This is a genomic window from Nonomuraea sp. NPDC049709 (assembly GCF_040674815.1).
Lineage (GTDB): Bacteria > Actinomycetota > Actinomycetes > Streptosporangiales > Streptosporangiaceae > Nonomuraea.
Window position 1 is genome coordinate 1 of record NZ_JBFANM010000093.1, and the last position, 15,436, is coordinate 15,436.

The window sequence follows — 15,436 nt, forward strand, 5'->3', positions numbered from 1 at the left end:
CAGGCCGTCACCGCGGCCCCGACCGCGACGGCCACGGCCGCCATCACTCCGGCACGACGGCGGCCGGTGGATCCTTGGGGGAACGGGGAGCCAGGGGAGGGGTTCGTCGGTTGCATGGTCCGTAGGCAATCAGGCGAATCCGGCGGTCAGCCGCGTTGTCATCGTTCCATCACACAATGAGGGATCAGCCGTCACAGAGCTTCGCTGCCCCCGAACGGGCGCGGGCATCACGCCGATCGTGCACAACACCGAGAAGACCTGCACGGGCCGGATCGCCTTGCGTACTGCCTGGGGTACGGCGTGGACCGGTCGAGCCCGGCGCGGGCCGCCGACGGTGGTCACGCGCAGTCCATCCGCACGTTCCGCCTGCGGGGTTCGATGCGGGTGCGGAGAGCCGGCACCGGACGGTGATGGTCCGGAAGGACGGCAAGACGCGCCTCCCGTCCGACCTGTCACCTTGGCCGGCGGCCGGGCCCTCGGGCTGCCTGGAGCTGGTTCACCGCCTCGACGACGGGTGCCGCGCCGTCCTCTACCATGACCTGGACCGACAGGGCCTGGGCCCGCTGCCGGTAGGCCGGGTCGGTGACCGCTGTGGTGAGCGCGGCGGCCAGCCGTGCGGGCGTCAGGCGGCGGAACGGGATCGCGGCCGGAGCCACGCCGAGTGCCACCAGCCTGGACGCCCAGAACGGCTGGTCGTTCATCACCGGCACGGCCACGGCAGGCACCCCCGCCCGCACCCCGCCCCCAGTGGTGCCGCCGCCGCAGTGGTGGGCGACGGCGGCCATCCGGGGGAACAGCCAGTCGTGCGGCACGTCGCCGACCGCCAGCACATCGTCCGAGAGGCGTCCCCGCAGACCGGTCTGCAACACGCCGCGCAACCCGGCCCGCCGCAGCGCGTGCACGGCCAGCTCCGTGTACTGCTCGGCCCGCGGGCCCGCCAGGCTGCCGAAGCCGACGAAGACCGGTGCGGGCCCGGACGTGAGGAAGTCGCACAGCACCGGATCCGGCTGCCAGCCCCGCGGCCGGAGCGGCCACCAGTAGCCCGTGATCTCCAGCCCCGGCCGCCAGTCGGACGGACGCGGCAGCACCACCGGGCTGACCCCGTGGAAGACCGGCCAGCGCGTGCTCTCCCGGTGCCGGTACAGGGCGCGCGGGGTCATCGGGGGCAGCCCCAGCCGGGCCCGCATCTTGGTGCTCAACCCGGCGAGCAGCGGGCCGGCGGCGGGCGACTCGAACGCGAGCCGGGCCGCCTTGCGGTTCCCCCACCGCCCGAGCGACCGGTGGAACAGGCTCATGACCGGCGGAAAGTCCCCCGTGGGGTCGACCGGCTGCAGGTGCACCCCCATGCTCGGCACGCCCATCGCCTCGGCGACGTGATAGCCCGACGCGCCCGCCAAGCCGAGCAGGAGCAGGTCCGCCTTCTGCTCGGCGATCGCGGCCATGCCTTCCATGAGTTGCTCGCTGTATTCCTTGAAAGCGCTGATGCGTACGGACAAACGGCCGGTCAGCGCAGGGAGCGGGTCTCCGGGAAGCGGTAGATGGTCCAGGCCGGCGTCGGTCACCAGCGCCGCGTACGGCTCGTGCGCGGCGATCGCCACCTCGTGCCCGGCCTCCCGTAACCGCACCCCCAGCCCCGTGTACGGCGCCACGTCCCCGCGCGTGCCGACTCCGATGATCAGAATCCGCATGCAGATTCACCCCCATCACTCCCGTTTGTCATACAGTCGCATGATAAACGGGGGCGATGGTTTTTACCATGCACTCGCATGATAAAGTGGCGGGATATGCCGAAGATCGTCGACCACGAGGCCCGGCGGCGGCACATCGCCGAGGCCGTGCACCGCGTCATCCACGACAAGGGCATGGAGAGCGTCAGCCTGAGGGTGGTCGCTGCCGAGGCCGGGATGTCCATGGGGGCGGTGCAGTACTACGTCACGACGAAGGACCAGATGCTGCTGCTGGCGCTGGAGCGCATCGGGATCTGGATCGGGGAACGGGTGGCCGCCGTGGCCGCGCACCAGTCCACGCCGCTCGACGTGCTGCGGGCGACCGTGCTGGAGCTGTTGCCACTGGACGACGAGCGCAGCTACCTGAACCGCATCGGGCTGGCGTTCCAGGCGAGCTCGGTGGTGTCCGAGCACCAGGCGGTCGCGATGCGGCTCGGGTTGCCGCTCCTGCTGTCCTTCTTCGCCGAGCAGATCAGGGCCGCCCAGGCCGCCGGGCAACTCGCCGCCCACCTGGATGCCGGCAAGGAGGCGAGCATCCTGTACGCCTTCGCACAGGGCGTCGTGAACGCCACCCTGGTCGGACACTACACACCCGAGGACGTCGCGGCGCTGCTCGACTACCACTTGGCGCGGCTCTGCACGGGGTGATGGTCGTAACGGCCTGAACCGGCTCGGGGCCGAACGGCGTACATCTGGGGCCTCCGCCGCTCAGAGGCATGCACGCGGCCGCCTCTGATGACAACGGACACTACATCGCGTATGAAAAAGATCGGGAGCAACACGGTCAGAGATGGTTGTGCCAGCATGACGGGTATGGCGATCTTTGTCCAAGAAGTGGGTGCCGTAGAGGCGCCGGCGGTGGTGCTCCTGCACGGCGTGGGTACCAGCGGCTGGATGTGGACCAAGCAGGTCTCTGCGCTGGCCGGCGACATGCACGTCCTGGTTCCCGATCTGCCCGGGCACGGGCAGAGCAACATGCACCCGTGGATCTCGATCGCCGATACCGCCCAGCTGGTAGCCGAGGTGATCAGCGCACGGGCGCCGGGGGGCAGGGCGCATGTCGTCGGCCTGTCCCTGGGCGGCTATGTGGCGGCGCACCTGGCCGCGACCGCTCCCGAGGTGGTGATCGGCGCGATCGTGAGTGGGGTGAACGTGCTGCCGTTCCCCAACCCGGGCAGGCTGCGGCTCCTGGGCACGCTCATGGCCCCGGTCATGAAATGGGGACCGGTGCTGCGGGCCAATGCCCGCGCGCTCAACGTCCCGGCAGCCGACATCGACGGTTACCAGAGCGCCGCGCGGGCTACCAGCCGGCAGGCGTTCCGCAGGGTCAGCGACGAAGCCCTCGGCTTTCGGCTGGCGGCCCAGGCCGCGGACTCCCCATGCCCGGTTCTGGCAGTAGCTGGTGAGAACGAGCACGATCTCACCAGGCGCTCCTTGGCCGACATCGCCGCTGCCTTCCCCCACGGCGAGGCGTGCCTGGCACCCGGAGTGGGCCACGCATGGAACGGCGAGAAGCCCGGACTGTTCACAGACATGATCCGTGCCAGGGTCACGGGCGACCGGCTGCCCCAGGAACTCGTCTCCGTGAGATGACCCCGAACCGCACGTCTCGCCCGGCCGGCCGGGAATCGGGGTGTCGGCAAGCCTCGTGCGGCCAGGTACGCGCGATTGAGTTCGCCCAGTTCAGCGGTGGCCCTACTGGTCGGTGGGGAGGTGGCTGACGGCGTCTTCGAGGTCGGCGTGGGTGGGCAGGGTGTGGCGGCGGGTGGTGTCGAGGATGCGGCGTCGGTGGCGAGTCCGTTCATGAGCTGGTCGACCGCCCGGGTCGGCAGACGCCCGCCGCGCGGTGATTGAGGAACAGCGCCGGGGTGTGGGCGCCGGGCCCGGAGCGCGGTCGGTGCGCCACTCGGTGATGGAGGTCCGCGTGGTGCCGTCCAGGAGCGGGATCTCGCGGGAGGTCTCGCCCTTGCCGGAGCGGACGATGACCTTGTGATGGGGAGGGCGGCGTCGGCGCGTTGATCGGGCTCAAAGTCCCGAGGCCACGCTCAGGCCAAGTCCGTTCGGGGGTCGGCCAAGATGCGACGGAAACCGGCAACCAGTGATCTTGAGTTGAGCTTGCCGCAGGTGAGGCGCTGGGGCGGATCGGCGTCGGCTGCCCGACCAGGGACAGCGATGCGCAAACGCAGCCGGAGGCCCGATCTTGTGTCACCGTTCGCAGTGGACTTCTTCGCGTACCCGCTCATATCGGTCAACGGCGCACCCGATAGCGGAGGTGAAGCACCCGGTTGCCCTGAATCACCACGTCAGGATCCTCCAACAGGTGCTGCGCGTGGACCGACCCGAAGTAGCGCTTGCCGGACCCGAACACGACGGGTACGACGTCCATGCGCACCTCGTCGACCAGGCCCGCGGCAAGCACCTGGCCGCCGACGTCGCCAGCGGCGACCTCGACCAAGCGGTCACCCGCAAGCTCCTGCGCCTTGGCCACGGCTGCCTCGACACCGTCGACGAAGTGAAACGGCGCCTCGGGGTCCCAGCCCTCGGGCTCCGGCCGGTGCGTCACGACGACCACGTGGTCGACCCCGCTCGGAGGCTTCCCGTCCCAGCCGTCCGTCAGGTCGAAGACGTGGCGGCCGGCGATTGTCACCCCGATCTGGTCCCAGTACGCCCGGGTGTAGTCGTAGGAGGTCTGCGACACCTTCAGCTCGCCGCTCTCGTCCAACGGGACGTCACCGCTGGTCAACCAGTCGAACAGCGGTCCGGGCTGGTCATTCTCGTCCGCGACGAAGCCGTCCACCGACACCGAGCTGTACATGACCACCTTGCCCACGGGGCTCTCCTCTGCTTTGGGGTGCCCCCAAATTAGCGTGTCGTGAGCTGTCGCTCTTGTAAGAAATCAATCGGCCGGCAGCGGCCAGCCGTCTATCGCGTGGCCGGGATGTTCGCGCAGGAACCGGCGCCGGACTTCGACGTACCGGGTCGGCGTGAGCCCGGTGAACGCCCGGAACTCGTGGCCGAAGTGGGCCTGGTCGAAGTAGCCTGCGCCACCGGCGAGGTCGCCCCAGTCGATCGGTCCGGCGGGGTTGATCGCGAACACGGTGGCGGTGAAGCGGTAGGTGCGGGCCAGCCGCTTCGGCGTGACGCCGATGAGCTCCTTGAACCGTTGCGCCAGATGAGTGCTGCTGACACCGGCTGCCACGCTCAGGTCGCCGATCGCCACCGCCCCGCTGGTCGCCGCGAGGACGCTGCTCGTATGGCGGACCAGCCCCAGACCGGCGGTCTCGCACAGCCGTCGCATCAGCTCCTCCTCGAGCAGCGTCAGCATCTCGTACGGCCCGGCCGCCGTGGCCAGCCGGTCCCGCAGCTCAGCAACGGCGGGCCGGCCCCAAACCTGCTCTACCGTCACCGGCCGGTCACACAGCTCGGCCGCGGGCATCGGCAGGAACGGCGCCAGCCCCCACGGCTTGACGTGCACGCCGACTGACCGGGTCTCCGGCGGATAGCCGAACTCGTAGGCGCGGGTGGGCATGGTGACCACGCAGCCGTCGGCGTACTCGGCCGTCTCGATGTCGGTGCCGGCGCGGATGCGGAACGGCGCCCCGAGGTTGACGATGAGCAACGCCGACGGACTCGGCGGGAGCGTCAGCCGGGCGTACGGCGGCGCACCCTCCAGGTAGTAAAGGTCGTCGATCAGCCCGTCCAGCGGCGGTCGCGGCACTCTGGACACGTACTCCACGCCCACAGTATCGCCGACGCCCAGCCTGGCATCGCGCGCCGGGATGGTCCAGCCGCGCTGCCGCCGGCATCGAGCCGGCGCCGATTCCGGACGAGCGCCCGGCCGCCCGGGAGCGAGTACATCTGGGCCGGCTATCTGGCCTCGCCGGCATGATCGCTTCCACCCACGGTGCGCGTCCTCGGCGCCACGGTCTCTGGCGGCGATCTTCACCCGGTGGTGGGGGAGTGGCGTGGCGGGATTGCGACCGTCGCGGGGGAGATCTGGATGGGCTCCTGCGCAACCCAGAAGTCGCTGGACGGGCTTTCGCAACCTTATACGGCTTATGGGCTGGCCCAACTGCCGCTGCTCTCCCCTTAAGAAATCTACAATGTAAAGGCGCTCGCTTTAGGGTTTTCAATTTTTCCAAACCACAGAGGCACGGGCTTCGCCCGTACGCCACCAGGAAACGCCCAGCTCGGAGTGGCCGACCTCCAGGTGGATGAGCATGAGCCGGTGAGGGCGGCGACGGCCCCGCCGTCCGGACTGGCCACGGCGCACTGGGCTGCGCTCTCGCAGGCCGATCAGGTACAGGTATCGACGTGCTGCTCGCGGACCGACACGCCGAAACGTTCGTGGTCAACGCTCCAGCGACTGGGTGCCCAGGACGATGGCGAGGGCCAGGCGGTCGGCGTCCTCGGTGCCGGGGTCGGCGGTGTAGACGGTGATGCGCAGGTCGTCCAGGGCGACGAGCAGCGTGTCGCAGTCGAGGGTGATCGGGCCTACCGCCGGGTGGTTGATGGTCTTGTGTCTGGACGGATCGGTCAGGGGTGGTGGGGTGTCGGCGTCCCAGAGTTCGGCGAAGCGGGGGCTGCCGGAGGTCAGGTCGGTGATCAGGCGTCGCAGGGTGCGGTCGGCGGGGTAGCGCGAGGCCGTCAGGCGTAGGTCGGTCACGAGCCGGGCTTCGTGCTGGGACTGCTCCTGCGGGGTGTGCGCGACCCGGGAGGGCAGGCGGGTGACGTTGCGCCAGACGGCGTTGCGTTCCAGGCCGTGCCAGGTGGTCGTGTCGCCCATGAGCGCGTCGTAGGGCGGGTTGGCCAGCACGAGTGTCCAGCTGGCGTCGTACACGATCACGGGGGTGTGGGACAGCCGGTCGAGCAGGCGTTGCACGCTCGGGGGGATCCGCGACGGTACGACGTCCGGGCCGGGCGCGGCGTGTCCGGCCAGGCGGTGGAGCAGGTCGCGTTCGGTGTCGGGCAGGCGCAGCGCTCGGGCCAGTGACTCCACCACCTGCGCTGATGGCGCGGTCGCGCGTCCCTGTTCGAGGCGGGTCAGGTAGTCGGCCGAGATGCCGGCGAGCGCGGCCAGTTCTTCGCGGCGCAAGCCGCTGGCCCGGCGTCGGCGGCCTACCGGTACGCCGGCGGTCTCGGGTGCCACCCGGTCGCGCCAGCGGCGTACCGTCCGGCCGAACTCCCATGTTTCCACGCGTTCCAGTCTGCGGGAGCCCGCACCGGGTTGTCCTGGCCCTGGCAGTCCTACGAAAACCGGACGACTGCCTGTGGCCCGGCCGATCTCGCAGGCTGGGGCTATGACCGAACCCGGAACTGTTCTGATCACCGGCCCGACCCGCAACCTGGGCCGCCATGCTGTGCTGGCCATGGCCGACCGCCGGGACGGGCAGCGCCCCGATCTGCTGCTGGTGGGCCGCGCCGGGCGGGATCTGACCGCGGTCGCCGACGAGGCCCGCGCGCGCGGCGCGCGGGTTTGTGAGGTCGGCTGCGATCTGTCGCGCCTGGCCGACGTGCGTGCGGCCGCGGTCGCGGTGCGCGATCTGCTCGCTGCCGGTACGGTAGGGCCGCTGCGGGCGTTGATCGCCAACGCCGGTGTCATCTCGACCGACACCCGGCTGGCCTCGTCCGATGGCTACGAGTTGACTTTCGCCGTCAACTACCTTGCCCACGCTCAGCTCGTCGGTGACCTGCTTGGCTCGTTCACCGCCCCGGCGCGGGTCGTGCTGCTGGGCTCGAACACGTATCACGCGAATTTCTGGCGCAGGCTGCTGGGGGTGGCCGAGGCCAAGTGGGCCGATCCTGTTGAGCTGGCCCGCCCGGCCGCCGGTGGGCAGGCTCCGGGTATGACTGTCTCCGGTGTCGCGTATTCCAACGCCAAGCTGGCGATCCTGTACTACGCCCATGAGCTGCAGCGTCGTGTCGGCGCCGGGATCAACGTGTCGGTGTTCGAGCCGGGCTGGATGCCCGGCACCGCGCTGGGTCGTGGCGCTCCCGCGGCGTTTCGGGTGATGAGTCGCGCCTTGGGTCGGGTTCCTGGCGTGTCGACGCCGCAGCGTTCGGGGCCGCTGCTGGCTGCGATGGCTCTTGACGACAAGTGGGCGCGTTTGCGCGGGGGTGCGTTCGTGGTGAAGTCCAAGCTGACCGAGGTGCAGCCGGTCGCTCATGACCGGGATCGGGAGCGGCGTTTGTGGGAGGCGACTGCGGAGCTGTTGGAACGTGCAGGTGCGTCGCGTTAGTGCGTACCGCCCGGGCCGTGCCGCGGCTGCCCCGGGTGGTCGCCGGTTCGTGCGACCTGGCCCGGGAAGTCTTCCGGGGCCTTGCTTCGTCTCCTCTGTGTGCGCCGCAAGAGCCGAACGGCGCGTTTGAGGCTCGCCGTGGCCAGCCCAGGGGGTCAGCGGCAATTCGCTTGACGCATCGGGAGGTCGCGAGTGGGTATGTCGCCGTGGCCTCTCCTTCGTCGATCTTCGTCGCCGGCACCGGTCGGGGACATCGCAGCTCGCGAACATTCTCGGCGAACACCCGCAGATCCACAGGATTCCGATCGAGGTAAAGAGTCGGTGACCTGCGTATCCGCGGAAATTCATCCGGATACGCAGGTCAGAGGCTCCCTTATGAGTCTTCGAGCGCGAGCTGGGAGGTGGATCGCCGGCGTGTGTACCAGTTGTTTCCTGCGCCGTTACTACCGGGACCGCAAGCTGGAAGAGTGAAGGGGTGGCGCAACGCTGTTCGAGTACTGGGGTGGAGGGCGAAGCGATGAGCGAATCGAGCGAGAGAGCGGTCCTTGCGGGAGGCTGCTTCTGGGGGATGCAAGACCTCATCCGCAAACGCGACGGGGTACATGCCACGAGGGTCGGGTACACGGGCGGGGACATACCGAACGCGACCTACCGGAACCACGGATCTCATGCTGAGGCGATCGAGATCATCTTCGATCCGGAGAAGATCTCGTACCGGGACCTTCTCGAGTTCTTCTTCCAGATCCACGACCCGAGCACAAAGAACCGCCAAGGTAACGACGTCGGAGTCAGCTACCGGTCGGCCCTCTTCTACACCAGTGATGAGCAGCGGCGGGTCGCGGAGGACACGATTGCCGATGTGGATGCCTCCGGCCTCTGGCCGGACAAGGTGGTCACCGAGGTCGAGCCGGCCGGGCCGTTCTGGGAAGCGGAACCCGAGCACCAGGACTACCTGGAACGTTATCCGAGTGGTTACACCTGTCATTACGTTCGGCCGGACTGGCGGCTTCCGCGCCGCGACGACAAGGCCGGTCGATGAGCAACGCCGTAGCAGAACGGAAGGGAGCAGGGTGCCGGCGCATGCCTGTCGGCTCCTGAATCGCCATTGAACGAGTTCACCTGCATCGACGCTGGCAGGGCCAGGGCCTGAACGCGACCACGGCCGCGAAGGTCGACCAGTACGTGACGGCGGTGGAGGCGTTCGCGGCGAGCGACACGGTCATCCTGGCGCTGGCCCATGAGCTGGCCGCGGGCGCCATCGAGGCGATGTTGGCCAAGTCGGATCTGGAGCTGGGTGTGGCGGGGCGCTGGCCCGGCAGGCGAACCCGTTCCCGGACGCGTCGCCGGTGCGGGTCCGCCACCCGCTCACGGCCGACGACACCGATGAGACGTCGTGGCCGTGGCTGACGGGGCTGGTGGTGGCATGGTCCCCCCGGGCGAGTGGGGGATCTTGGTGACGGATGACCGCCTGGTGGAGGGGCTGGACGCCGGCGGGAATCCGGTCTATTCGGTTTGCCGCCGTGTGCGGCCGAGGCGATCCGCGGCGGCGCCGCCGATGGCCTTGCTGCGGGCGCGGGCGGATTCGTGGCCTTCCAGGGTGCGGTCGCGGATGTAACAGCGGCCATTCGCGGCTGTCAGGACCCGGCTGCGGCGCGGTCGCGGTGGGCGCGGATCTCGTCGTGGTGGTCGGAGGCCCAGCCGATCAGCTGTTTGACGATGTCGAGCAGGCCGCGGCTGAGGGGGGTGAGGGTGTATTCGACGCGCGGCGGGACCTCCGCGTAGGCCGTGCGGGTGATCAGCCCGTCCTGCTGAAGCTGGCGCAGGGTGTGACTGAGCATGCGCTGGGAGATGCCGGGGACATCGCGTTGCAGGTCGGTGTAGCGCAGGGCGCCGTCCTCCAGGATCGCGATGATCAGCATGCTCCACTTGTCGCCGACCCGGTCCAGGATCTGGCGGATGAAGGCCATCTGGTCGGCCGGGATCGCCGCGCAGGGTCCCCGGCTCGCGGCGGCCGCCGATCCTCCTGCGTGCTCCATGACGCACATTCCCCTCCGTGACGCACAGTGATGTGCCTTTTGTAAGCCTCTCCATGCTGTCCTATCTTGACGTTACGCACAAATAGTAGGAATCGAGGGGATGCTGTGACGGTCGAGATCTGGTCCGAGATGACCTGCCCTTGGTGCGGGCTGGGCAGTCATCGCCTGGAGCGAGCCGTCGAGCGGTTCGAGCACGGCGCGCATGTAGAGGTGGTTCACCGGTCCTTCCCGCCCGGCAGCGGCTTCCCCGAGGGCACCGTCCGTGACGCTCTGCAGGGTCGGTACGGCATGGGCAGCGGTCAGGCCGAGACCTCGACCCGGCGGGTCGAAGCGCCGGCCGAGAGCGAGGGCCTGAGCCCGTACCGAGTACTGGACAACACGGTCGGCAACACCGACCTGGCGCACGAGTTCCTCGCGCACGCCTCCGCCGAGGGGAAGAACCGGGCGGCGTGGGAGGCGATCTTTCGCGCCTACTTCGGCCGGGCCGAGCCCGTCTTCTCGCTGGAGGACCTGCTGACGCTCGCCGGTGAGCTCGTCCTGGACCGTGAGCGGACTCGCCGGCCGGTACGTGGTCGCCGGCGCGCAGGACTGCGACAGCCTGCGGCAGCTCCTGCGCAAAGCCTGGGATGAGACCCACCCGGTCACCTTCGCCCCGGCCTGCGGCTCCGACGGCTGCGCCGTCCCCTCCGCAACCTCCTGACCCCATACCTAATGGAAAGTGAGCTGATCATGCCTACTCTCGCCATCGTCGGCGCCGGCCCCGGCATGGGCCTCGCCATCGCCCGCACCTTCGGCTCCCAGGGCTACGATGTCGCTCTCATCGCCCGTAACCGAGCCAAGCTCGACGACCTCGTCGGCCAGCTCACCGCAGAGGGCATCACCGCCGCCGCGTTCCCGGCGGATGTGCTCGACCACGACGCGCTGGCCCAGGCTCTCAAGGACGCCGCCACTCTCTTCGGCGGCATCGATGTCCTGGAGCACTCCCCGGCCCCGAGCATCGGCTCCTTGGCCCTCGCCTCCCCGTCCCAGACCAACCCGTCCGATGTGCAGGGGCTGATCGACTTGCTGCTCTACAGCGCCATCACCGCCACCCAGGCGGTCCTCCCCGCGATGCGTGAGGCCGGCGCGGGCACCCTGCTCTACACCAACGGAGGCGGCTCGGTCGACCCTCACCCGATGCTCGGCAACGTCAACGCCGCCCAGGCAGCGCTGCGCAACTGGGTGCTCAACCTGCACAAGGAGCTGGCCGGCACCGGTATCCAGGCCGCGCACGTCGCGATCGGCGTGTGGATCGGCGCGGGCGGCCCTCCCGGAGCCCCGACCGCGGAGGCCGAGGAGATCGCCCCTCTCTACTGGGACCTGCACACCCAACGCGACGAAGTCGAGCGCGTCTTCACCGTCTGACAGCTCCCGGCTCTCCCCATTGAATCCTGATCCGCACAATCCCCATCCGCCGCGGCGTCCGTGAGGTGCGACCGGCTCGGCTGGACCGTCGAACTCGTGCTCCACACCGGCCGCGGCAACGGTGACCGTCTTCCCTCCACAGACGATGCCTGATCGTGGACGAGGCCGACCGGCCCGTCAATCCTCGCCGAGTTCCTGGCTCTCTGGGTGCGCTGGTCATGGGCACGGTGGTCGGTAGGGCAGGCCGGGGAAGTGCCGGGTCCACTCCTGCCGGCCGATGCGCGGGTGGGCCAGCCGGCACAGCCGGGTGGCGACTCGTTCGGCGTCGGTCTCCCACAGCAGTGCCGCGCGGTCGTAGCCGCCGGTCGCCACGGTGTGCCGGTCGGGGCTGAAGGCGACCGAGGAGACGCGGTCGGTGTGGGCCTCGAGGGAGGTCTGCTGCTGGGGACGTTGCGGGTCGGTGAGGTCCCATAGCCGGGCGGCGCCGTCGTTGCCCGCGGTGGCGAGCAGGCGTCCGTCCGGGCTGAAGGCCACCATGTTGACGCTGTCGGTGTGGCTGATCGGGGCGGCCAGGGCCGTGGGCCGCCGGGGGTCGGCGAAGTTCCACAGCCGGGCGGTGTCGTCGTAGCTGGCGGTGGCCAAGGTGCGGCCGTCGGGGCTGAAGGCGAGTGCGTTGATCCCGTCGGCGTGCCCGGAGAGTTCCGACACCGGGACCGGGTTGCGCCGGTCGGTCACCTGCCATAGCCGGGCCGTGCGGTTCCAGCCGGCGGTGGCGAGGAGGTGTCCGTCGGGGCTGAAGGCGACCGCGTTCACGCCTTCCTCGTCGGCCTCGAAGCGAGCCGCTTGCACCGGCCGCCGAGGGTCGGTGACGTCCAGGAGACGCACGGTGTGATCGAGGCTCGCGGTGGCGAGCGTGCGGCCGTCGGGGCTGAAGGCGACTGCGTTGACGTTGTCGGTGTGGCCGCGGATGGTGGCCAGGGGGCGGGCGCTGCCGGGGGCGGAGACGTCCCACAGCCTGGCGGTGCGATCGTTGCCCGCGGTGGCGAGCGTGCGGCCGTCGGGGCTGAAGGCCACGCTCCAGACCGCGTCGGTGTGACCGGTGAGCGTGGCCAGCAGGCGGGGGCGCTGAGGGTCCGCGGTGTCCCAGAGTCGTACGGCCCGGTCCTCGCCGACGGTGGCCAGCGTGTGTCCGTCCGGGCTGAAGGCCAGCCAGCAGATGCTGGAGGCGTGCCCGGTGAGCGCCGGGCCGGGAAGGTCCCACAGGCGGGCGGTGTAGTCGTCGCTGCCGGTGGCCAGTGTCCGGCCGTCGGGTGTGAACACGACCGAGACGACGTTGCCGGTGTGGCCCGTGAACGTGGCGAGCGGCAGGGGACGGCGGGGGTCGGCGATGTCGGCCAGGCGGACGGTGTCGTCCAGGCCGGCGGTGGCGATCCGGCGTCCGTCCGGGCTGAAGGCGACTGAGCGCACGATGTCCTGGTGGCCGTCGATCGTGGCCAGGCGGCGGACCCGGCCGGAGCCGGAGACGTCCCACAGCCCGGCGGTGTGGTCGTTGCTCGCGGTGGCCAGCGTGCGCCCGTCCGGGCTGAACGCCAGCCAGGCCACCGGGGCGGTGTGGCCGGTCAGCTTGCGGGGCTCGCCGGGACGGCCGGGGTCGGTGACGTCCCAGAGTGCCGCGGTGTTGTCGAAGCTGGCCGTGGCCAGGGTGCGGCCGTCCGGGCTGAACGCGACCGACACCAGCCCGTCGCCGTGGCCGGTCAGCGTCGCGCGGAGCCGGTGGTCGCCTACGTTCCACAGCCGGGCCGTCTTGTCGGAGCTGGCGGTGGCCAGGGTGTGGCCGTCCGGGCTGAACGCGACCGCGTTGACGCCCATGGAATGGGGGAGTACGGCCAGCGGGCGGGGCCGGGCGGGAGTGGTGATGTCCCACAGCCGGGCGGTGTTGTCCCAGGCTGCGGTGGCGACGGTGTGGCCGTCCGGGCTGAAGGCGGCCGCGTTGACGTTGTCGCCGTGACCGGTGAGGGTGAGCAGGTGGCGCGGGCGGTGGGGGTCGCCGACGTCCCAGATCCTGGCGGTCCGGTCGCGGCTGGCGGTGACCAGCAGACGTCCGTCGGCGCTCACGGCGACGGCGTTGACCCGGCTGATGTGTCCGGTGAGCCGGGTGGCGTAGGGGACGGCGAAGGTCCGCAGCAGGCTGTCGCGGGCGTCGACGGTGGGGGACAGGCGGTAGGCGGCCAGGCTGAGCTGCGCGGACAGGGCCGGGTTGGCCTCGCGCAGGTCGGCGGCCTCGGCGGCGGCCTTCTGCGACAGGGCGATGTCGCGTTGCTGCGTGGCGGTCTGTTGGGCGCGGAAGGCGTGCACGGTCGTGGTGGCGGTCAGGACGAGCAGGACGGCGAGCAGCGCCGCGAGCTGCCGCAACCGGCGGGTACGTCGGCGGGTGGCCTCCTGCTGCCGGGCTTCGGCCGCGAGGCCGGTCTCGAGGAAGCGCCGTTCGCCCGGTGACAGGAGGGACGGGTTCCCGGCGGCCCAGTCGTTCGCGACGGTGAGCCGTGTGCCGCGGTAGAGTGCGCCCTCGTCGCGGTCCTCCGCCTCCCATGCCTGCGCCGCTTCGGTGAGCCGGCGGTGGATGCGCAGCCCTTCGCGGTCTTCGGTGAGCCAGTCGCGCAGGCGCGGCCAGGACCGGATCACCGCCTCGTGCGCGATCTCCACGATGTCGCCGTCGAGGGTGACGAGCCGGGCTGCGGCCAGCGCGTCCAGGACGGCGGCGGTCTCGGGGTGGTCGATCTCGCCGCGGGTGATGCGGCGTTTGGTGTCCTCGGTGCCTTCGCCGAGGGCGGTGAGCCGCAGGAAGATCTGCCGGGCCAGGGCCTGCCGCTCGGGGCCGAGCGCGGTGTAGACCTCCTCGCTGGTGCGGGCGACGGCGCGTTCGATGCCGCCGGTGGCCTCGTACCCGGCCAGGGTGATGGTGTTCCCGCGGCGGCGTCCCCACGCCTCCAGCAGCGCGTGCGACACCAGCGGCAGCACGCCCGGCCGGCCGGCGGCGTCGGCGATGAGGCGGGACACCAGGGCGGACTCGACGCGGTAGCCCATGTCGACGGCGGGCTGGGTGATGGCCCGGCGCAGTTCCTCGGTGGTCATGGGGCCGACGAGCACCTGCGAGTCCTGCAGGACCTCGGCGAGGTCGGGGTGCCGCGCGCAGTGGGTGTAGAAGTCGGTCCGTACGCCGAGAACCACCCGGGTCCGACTGTCGGGGTCGCGGGCCGCTGCGACCAGCGCGGCGATGAAGGCGGTGCGTTCCGTGGTGTCGGCGCAGAGGGTGAAGGTCTCCTCGAACTGGTCCACGACGAAGACCACGTCGCCGGCCGAGGCGTGCTTGGCCAGGAGCTGGCGGGTGGCCAGGCCCAGGGTGCGGGGATCGTCGGTGAGCTCGGCGAGCAGGCCGCCGGGGGTGACGCCGAGCCTCGCCGCCAGGTGCACCGCGCACTCGTGCAGCGGGTGCGTGCCTGGAGTGATCAGCAGTACCGGGTGGGAGCCGAGCGTGGGGAGCAGGCCGGCGCGCAGCAGTGAGGACTTCCCGGATCCCGATGCGCCGAGTACGGCGATGAGGCGGTGCCGGCGCATCGTGGCAGCGACTTTGTCCGTCAGCCGCTCGCGGCCGAAGAACCGGCTCGCGTCCTGCGGCCCGAAGCTTCTCAGGCCGACGTACGGCGCTGCCTCGCCCGGTGCGGCGGCGGTGTCGGGCCGGTTGAACTCCTCGGCCAACGCCCGCCAGCGGGCCTCCCACTCGGCCGGGTCGCCTCCGCAGGCCTTCGCGTAGGCCATGGTGACGGCCATGCTGGGAAGCTTGCGCCCCCCGGCCGCCTCGGAAAGGGTGCCGGCGGAGTAGTGGGCCCGCGTGGCGAGTTCCCGGTAGGACGGGCTGCCCGCCCGCTCGCGTAATCGGCGCAGGTCGGCCGCGAACCGGAGCAACCGGTCGTCACCGTCGTCAAGTGGCCGTTCCTGACGCGGCATGTCCGTCCCCCGATCTGCGGGCCCC

At 70.6% G+C, this 15,436-nt stretch carries 13 protein-coding genes; 6 read left to right on the top strand and 7 right to left on the bottom strand.

Annotated features, from left to right (window positions below; all coding sequences use genetic code 11):
• Positions 1-452: 452 nt before the first annotated feature.
• The gene (locus tag AB0J69_RS52610; protein ID WP_364134694.1) at positions 453-1,688 is read right to left on the bottom strand and encodes a glycosyltransferase; all 1,236 of its coding nucleotides are present in this window, start codon (positions 1,686-1,688) and stop codon (positions 453-455) included.
• Between the two features lie 96 nt (positions 1,689-1,784).
• Here AB0J69_RS52610 and AB0J69_RS52615 point away from each other — a divergent pair, with 96 nt between their 5' ends.
• A complete protein-coding gene (locus AB0J69_RS52615; protein ID WP_364134696.1) occupies positions 1,785-2,375 on the top strand; it encodes a TetR/AcrR family transcriptional regulator in 591 nt (196 codons plus the stop codon).
• Between the two features lie 111 nt (positions 2,376-2,486).
• Complete coding sequence (locus AB0J69_RS52620) at positions 2,487-3,320, top strand: alpha/beta hydrolase (RefSeq protein WP_364134699.1); 834 nt, start codon at positions 2,487-2,489, stop codon at positions 3,318-3,320.
• A gap of 655 nt (positions 3,321-3,975) precedes the next feature.
• Here AB0J69_RS52620 and AB0J69_RS52625 read toward each other — a convergent pair.
• The 3 genes from AB0J69_RS52625 to AB0J69_RS52635 form a co-directional block, all read right to left on the bottom strand.
• Positions 3,976-4,557, bottom strand: a complete 582-nt coding sequence (locus AB0J69_RS52625) for a dihydrofolate reductase family protein (protein WP_364134701.1) — start codon at positions 4,555-4,557, stop codon at positions 3,976-3,978.
• A 66-nt stretch (positions 4,558-4,623) separates the two neighbouring features.
• Positions 4,624-5,463 carry a helix-turn-helix domain-containing protein gene (locus tag AB0J69_RS52630; RefSeq protein WP_364134704.1) on the bottom strand — a complete coding sequence of 280 codons (840 nt, stop codon included), beginning with the start codon at positions 5,461-5,463 and terminating at the stop codon, positions 4,624-4,626.
• Between the two features lie 615 nt (positions 5,464-6,078).
• Entirely contained in the window at positions 6,079-6,924 is an 846-nt protein-coding gene (locus tag AB0J69_RS52635; protein WP_364134707.1) for a helix-turn-helix transcriptional regulator, read from the bottom strand.
• 103 nt (positions 6,925-7,027) lie between these two features.
• Between AB0J69_RS52635 and AB0J69_RS52640 the strand changes: the two genes are divergently transcribed.
• The gene (locus AB0J69_RS52640; protein WP_364134709.1) at positions 7,028-7,966 is read left to right on the top strand and encodes an SDR family NAD(P)-dependent oxidoreductase; all 939 of its coding nucleotides are present in this window, start codon (positions 7,028-7,030) and stop codon (positions 7,964-7,966) included.
• A 517-nt stretch (positions 7,967-8,483) separates the two neighbouring features.
• Positions 8,484-9,005: a peptide-methionine (S)-S-oxide reductase MsrA gene (gene msrA / locus AB0J69_RS52645; protein WP_364134711.1), complete on the top strand. Its 522-nt coding sequence runs from the start codon at positions 8,484-8,486 to the stop codon at positions 9,003-9,005.
• A gap of 76 nt (positions 9,006-9,081) precedes the next feature.
• Here msrA and AB0J69_RS52650 read toward each other — a convergent pair whose 3' ends face one another.
• Positions 9,082-9,225, bottom strand: coding sequence for a hypothetical protein (locus tag AB0J69_RS52650; RefSeq protein WP_364134713.1), 144 nt, complete (start codon positions 9,223-9,225; stop codon positions 9,082-9,084).
• 375 nt (positions 9,226-9,600) lie between these two features.
• Complete coding sequence (locus AB0J69_RS52655; protein ID WP_364134715.1) at positions 9,601-10,002, bottom strand: helix-turn-helix domain-containing protein; 402 nt, start codon at positions 10,000-10,002, stop codon at positions 9,601-9,603.
• A 105-nt stretch (positions 10,003-10,107) separates the two neighbouring features.
• On the opposite strand from AB0J69_RS52655, the gene AB0J69_RS52660 reads away from it, so the two are divergent.
• On the top strand, positions 10,108-10,632 hold the full coding sequence (locus AB0J69_RS52660) for a DsbA family protein (protein ID WP_364134717.1): 525 nt from the start codon (positions 10,108-10,110) through the stop codon (positions 10,630-10,632).
• Between the two features lie 99 nt (positions 10,633-10,731).
• Positions 10,732-11,406 (top strand): SDR family oxidoreductase, encoded by a 675-nt coding sequence (locus AB0J69_RS52665; RefSeq protein ID WP_364134719.1) that lies wholly within the window; start codon positions 10,732-10,734, stop codon positions 11,404-11,406.
• Between the two features lie 216 nt (positions 11,407-11,622).
• On the opposite strand, the gene AB0J69_RS52670 is transcribed toward AB0J69_RS52665, so the two are convergent.
• Positions 11,623-15,411 carry a helix-turn-helix domain-containing protein gene (locus tag AB0J69_RS52670; protein ID WP_364134722.1) on the bottom strand — a complete coding sequence of 1,263 codons (3,789 nt, stop codon included), beginning with the start codon at positions 15,409-15,411 and terminating at the stop codon, positions 11,623-11,625.
• Positions 15,412-15,436 lie beyond the last annotated feature (25 nt).

Bases quoted from the DNA above. Each gene is read 5' to 3' on its own strand.
- AB0J69_RS52610 (WP_364134694.1), bottom strand. From the start codon at position 1,688: ATGCGGATTCTGATCATCGGAGTCGGCACGCGCGGGGACGTGGCGCCG.
- AB0J69_RS52615 (WP_364134696.1), top strand. From the start codon at position 1,785: ATGCCGAAGATCGTCGACCACGAGGCCCGGCGGCGGCACATCGCCGAG.
- AB0J69_RS52620 (WP_364134699.1), top strand. From the start codon at position 2,487: ATGAAAAAGATCGGGAGCAACACGGTCAGAGATGGTTGTGCCAGCATG.
- AB0J69_RS52640 (WP_364134709.1), top strand. From the start codon at position 7,028: ATGACCGAACCCGGAACTGTTCTGATCACCGGCCCGACCCGCAACCTG.
- msrA (WP_364134711.1), top strand. From the start codon at position 8,484: ATGAGCGAATCGAGCGAGAGAGCGGTCCTTGCGGGAGGCTGCTTCTGG.
- AB0J69_RS52650 (WP_364134713.1), bottom strand. From the start codon at position 9,225: ATGGCGCCCGCGGCCAGCTCATGGGCCAGCGCCAGGATGACCGTGTCG.
- AB0J69_RS52655 (WP_364134715.1), bottom strand. From the start codon at position 10,002: ATGGAGCACGCAGGAGGATCGGCGGCCGCCGCGAGCCGGGGACCCTGC.
- AB0J69_RS52665 (WP_364134719.1), top strand. From the start codon at position 10,732: ATGCCTACTCTCGCCATCGTCGGCGCCGGCCCCGGCATGGGCCTCGCC.
- AB0J69_RS52670 (WP_364134722.1), bottom strand. From the start codon at position 15,411: ATGCCGCGTCAGGAACGGCCACTTGACGACGGTGACGACCGGTTGCTC.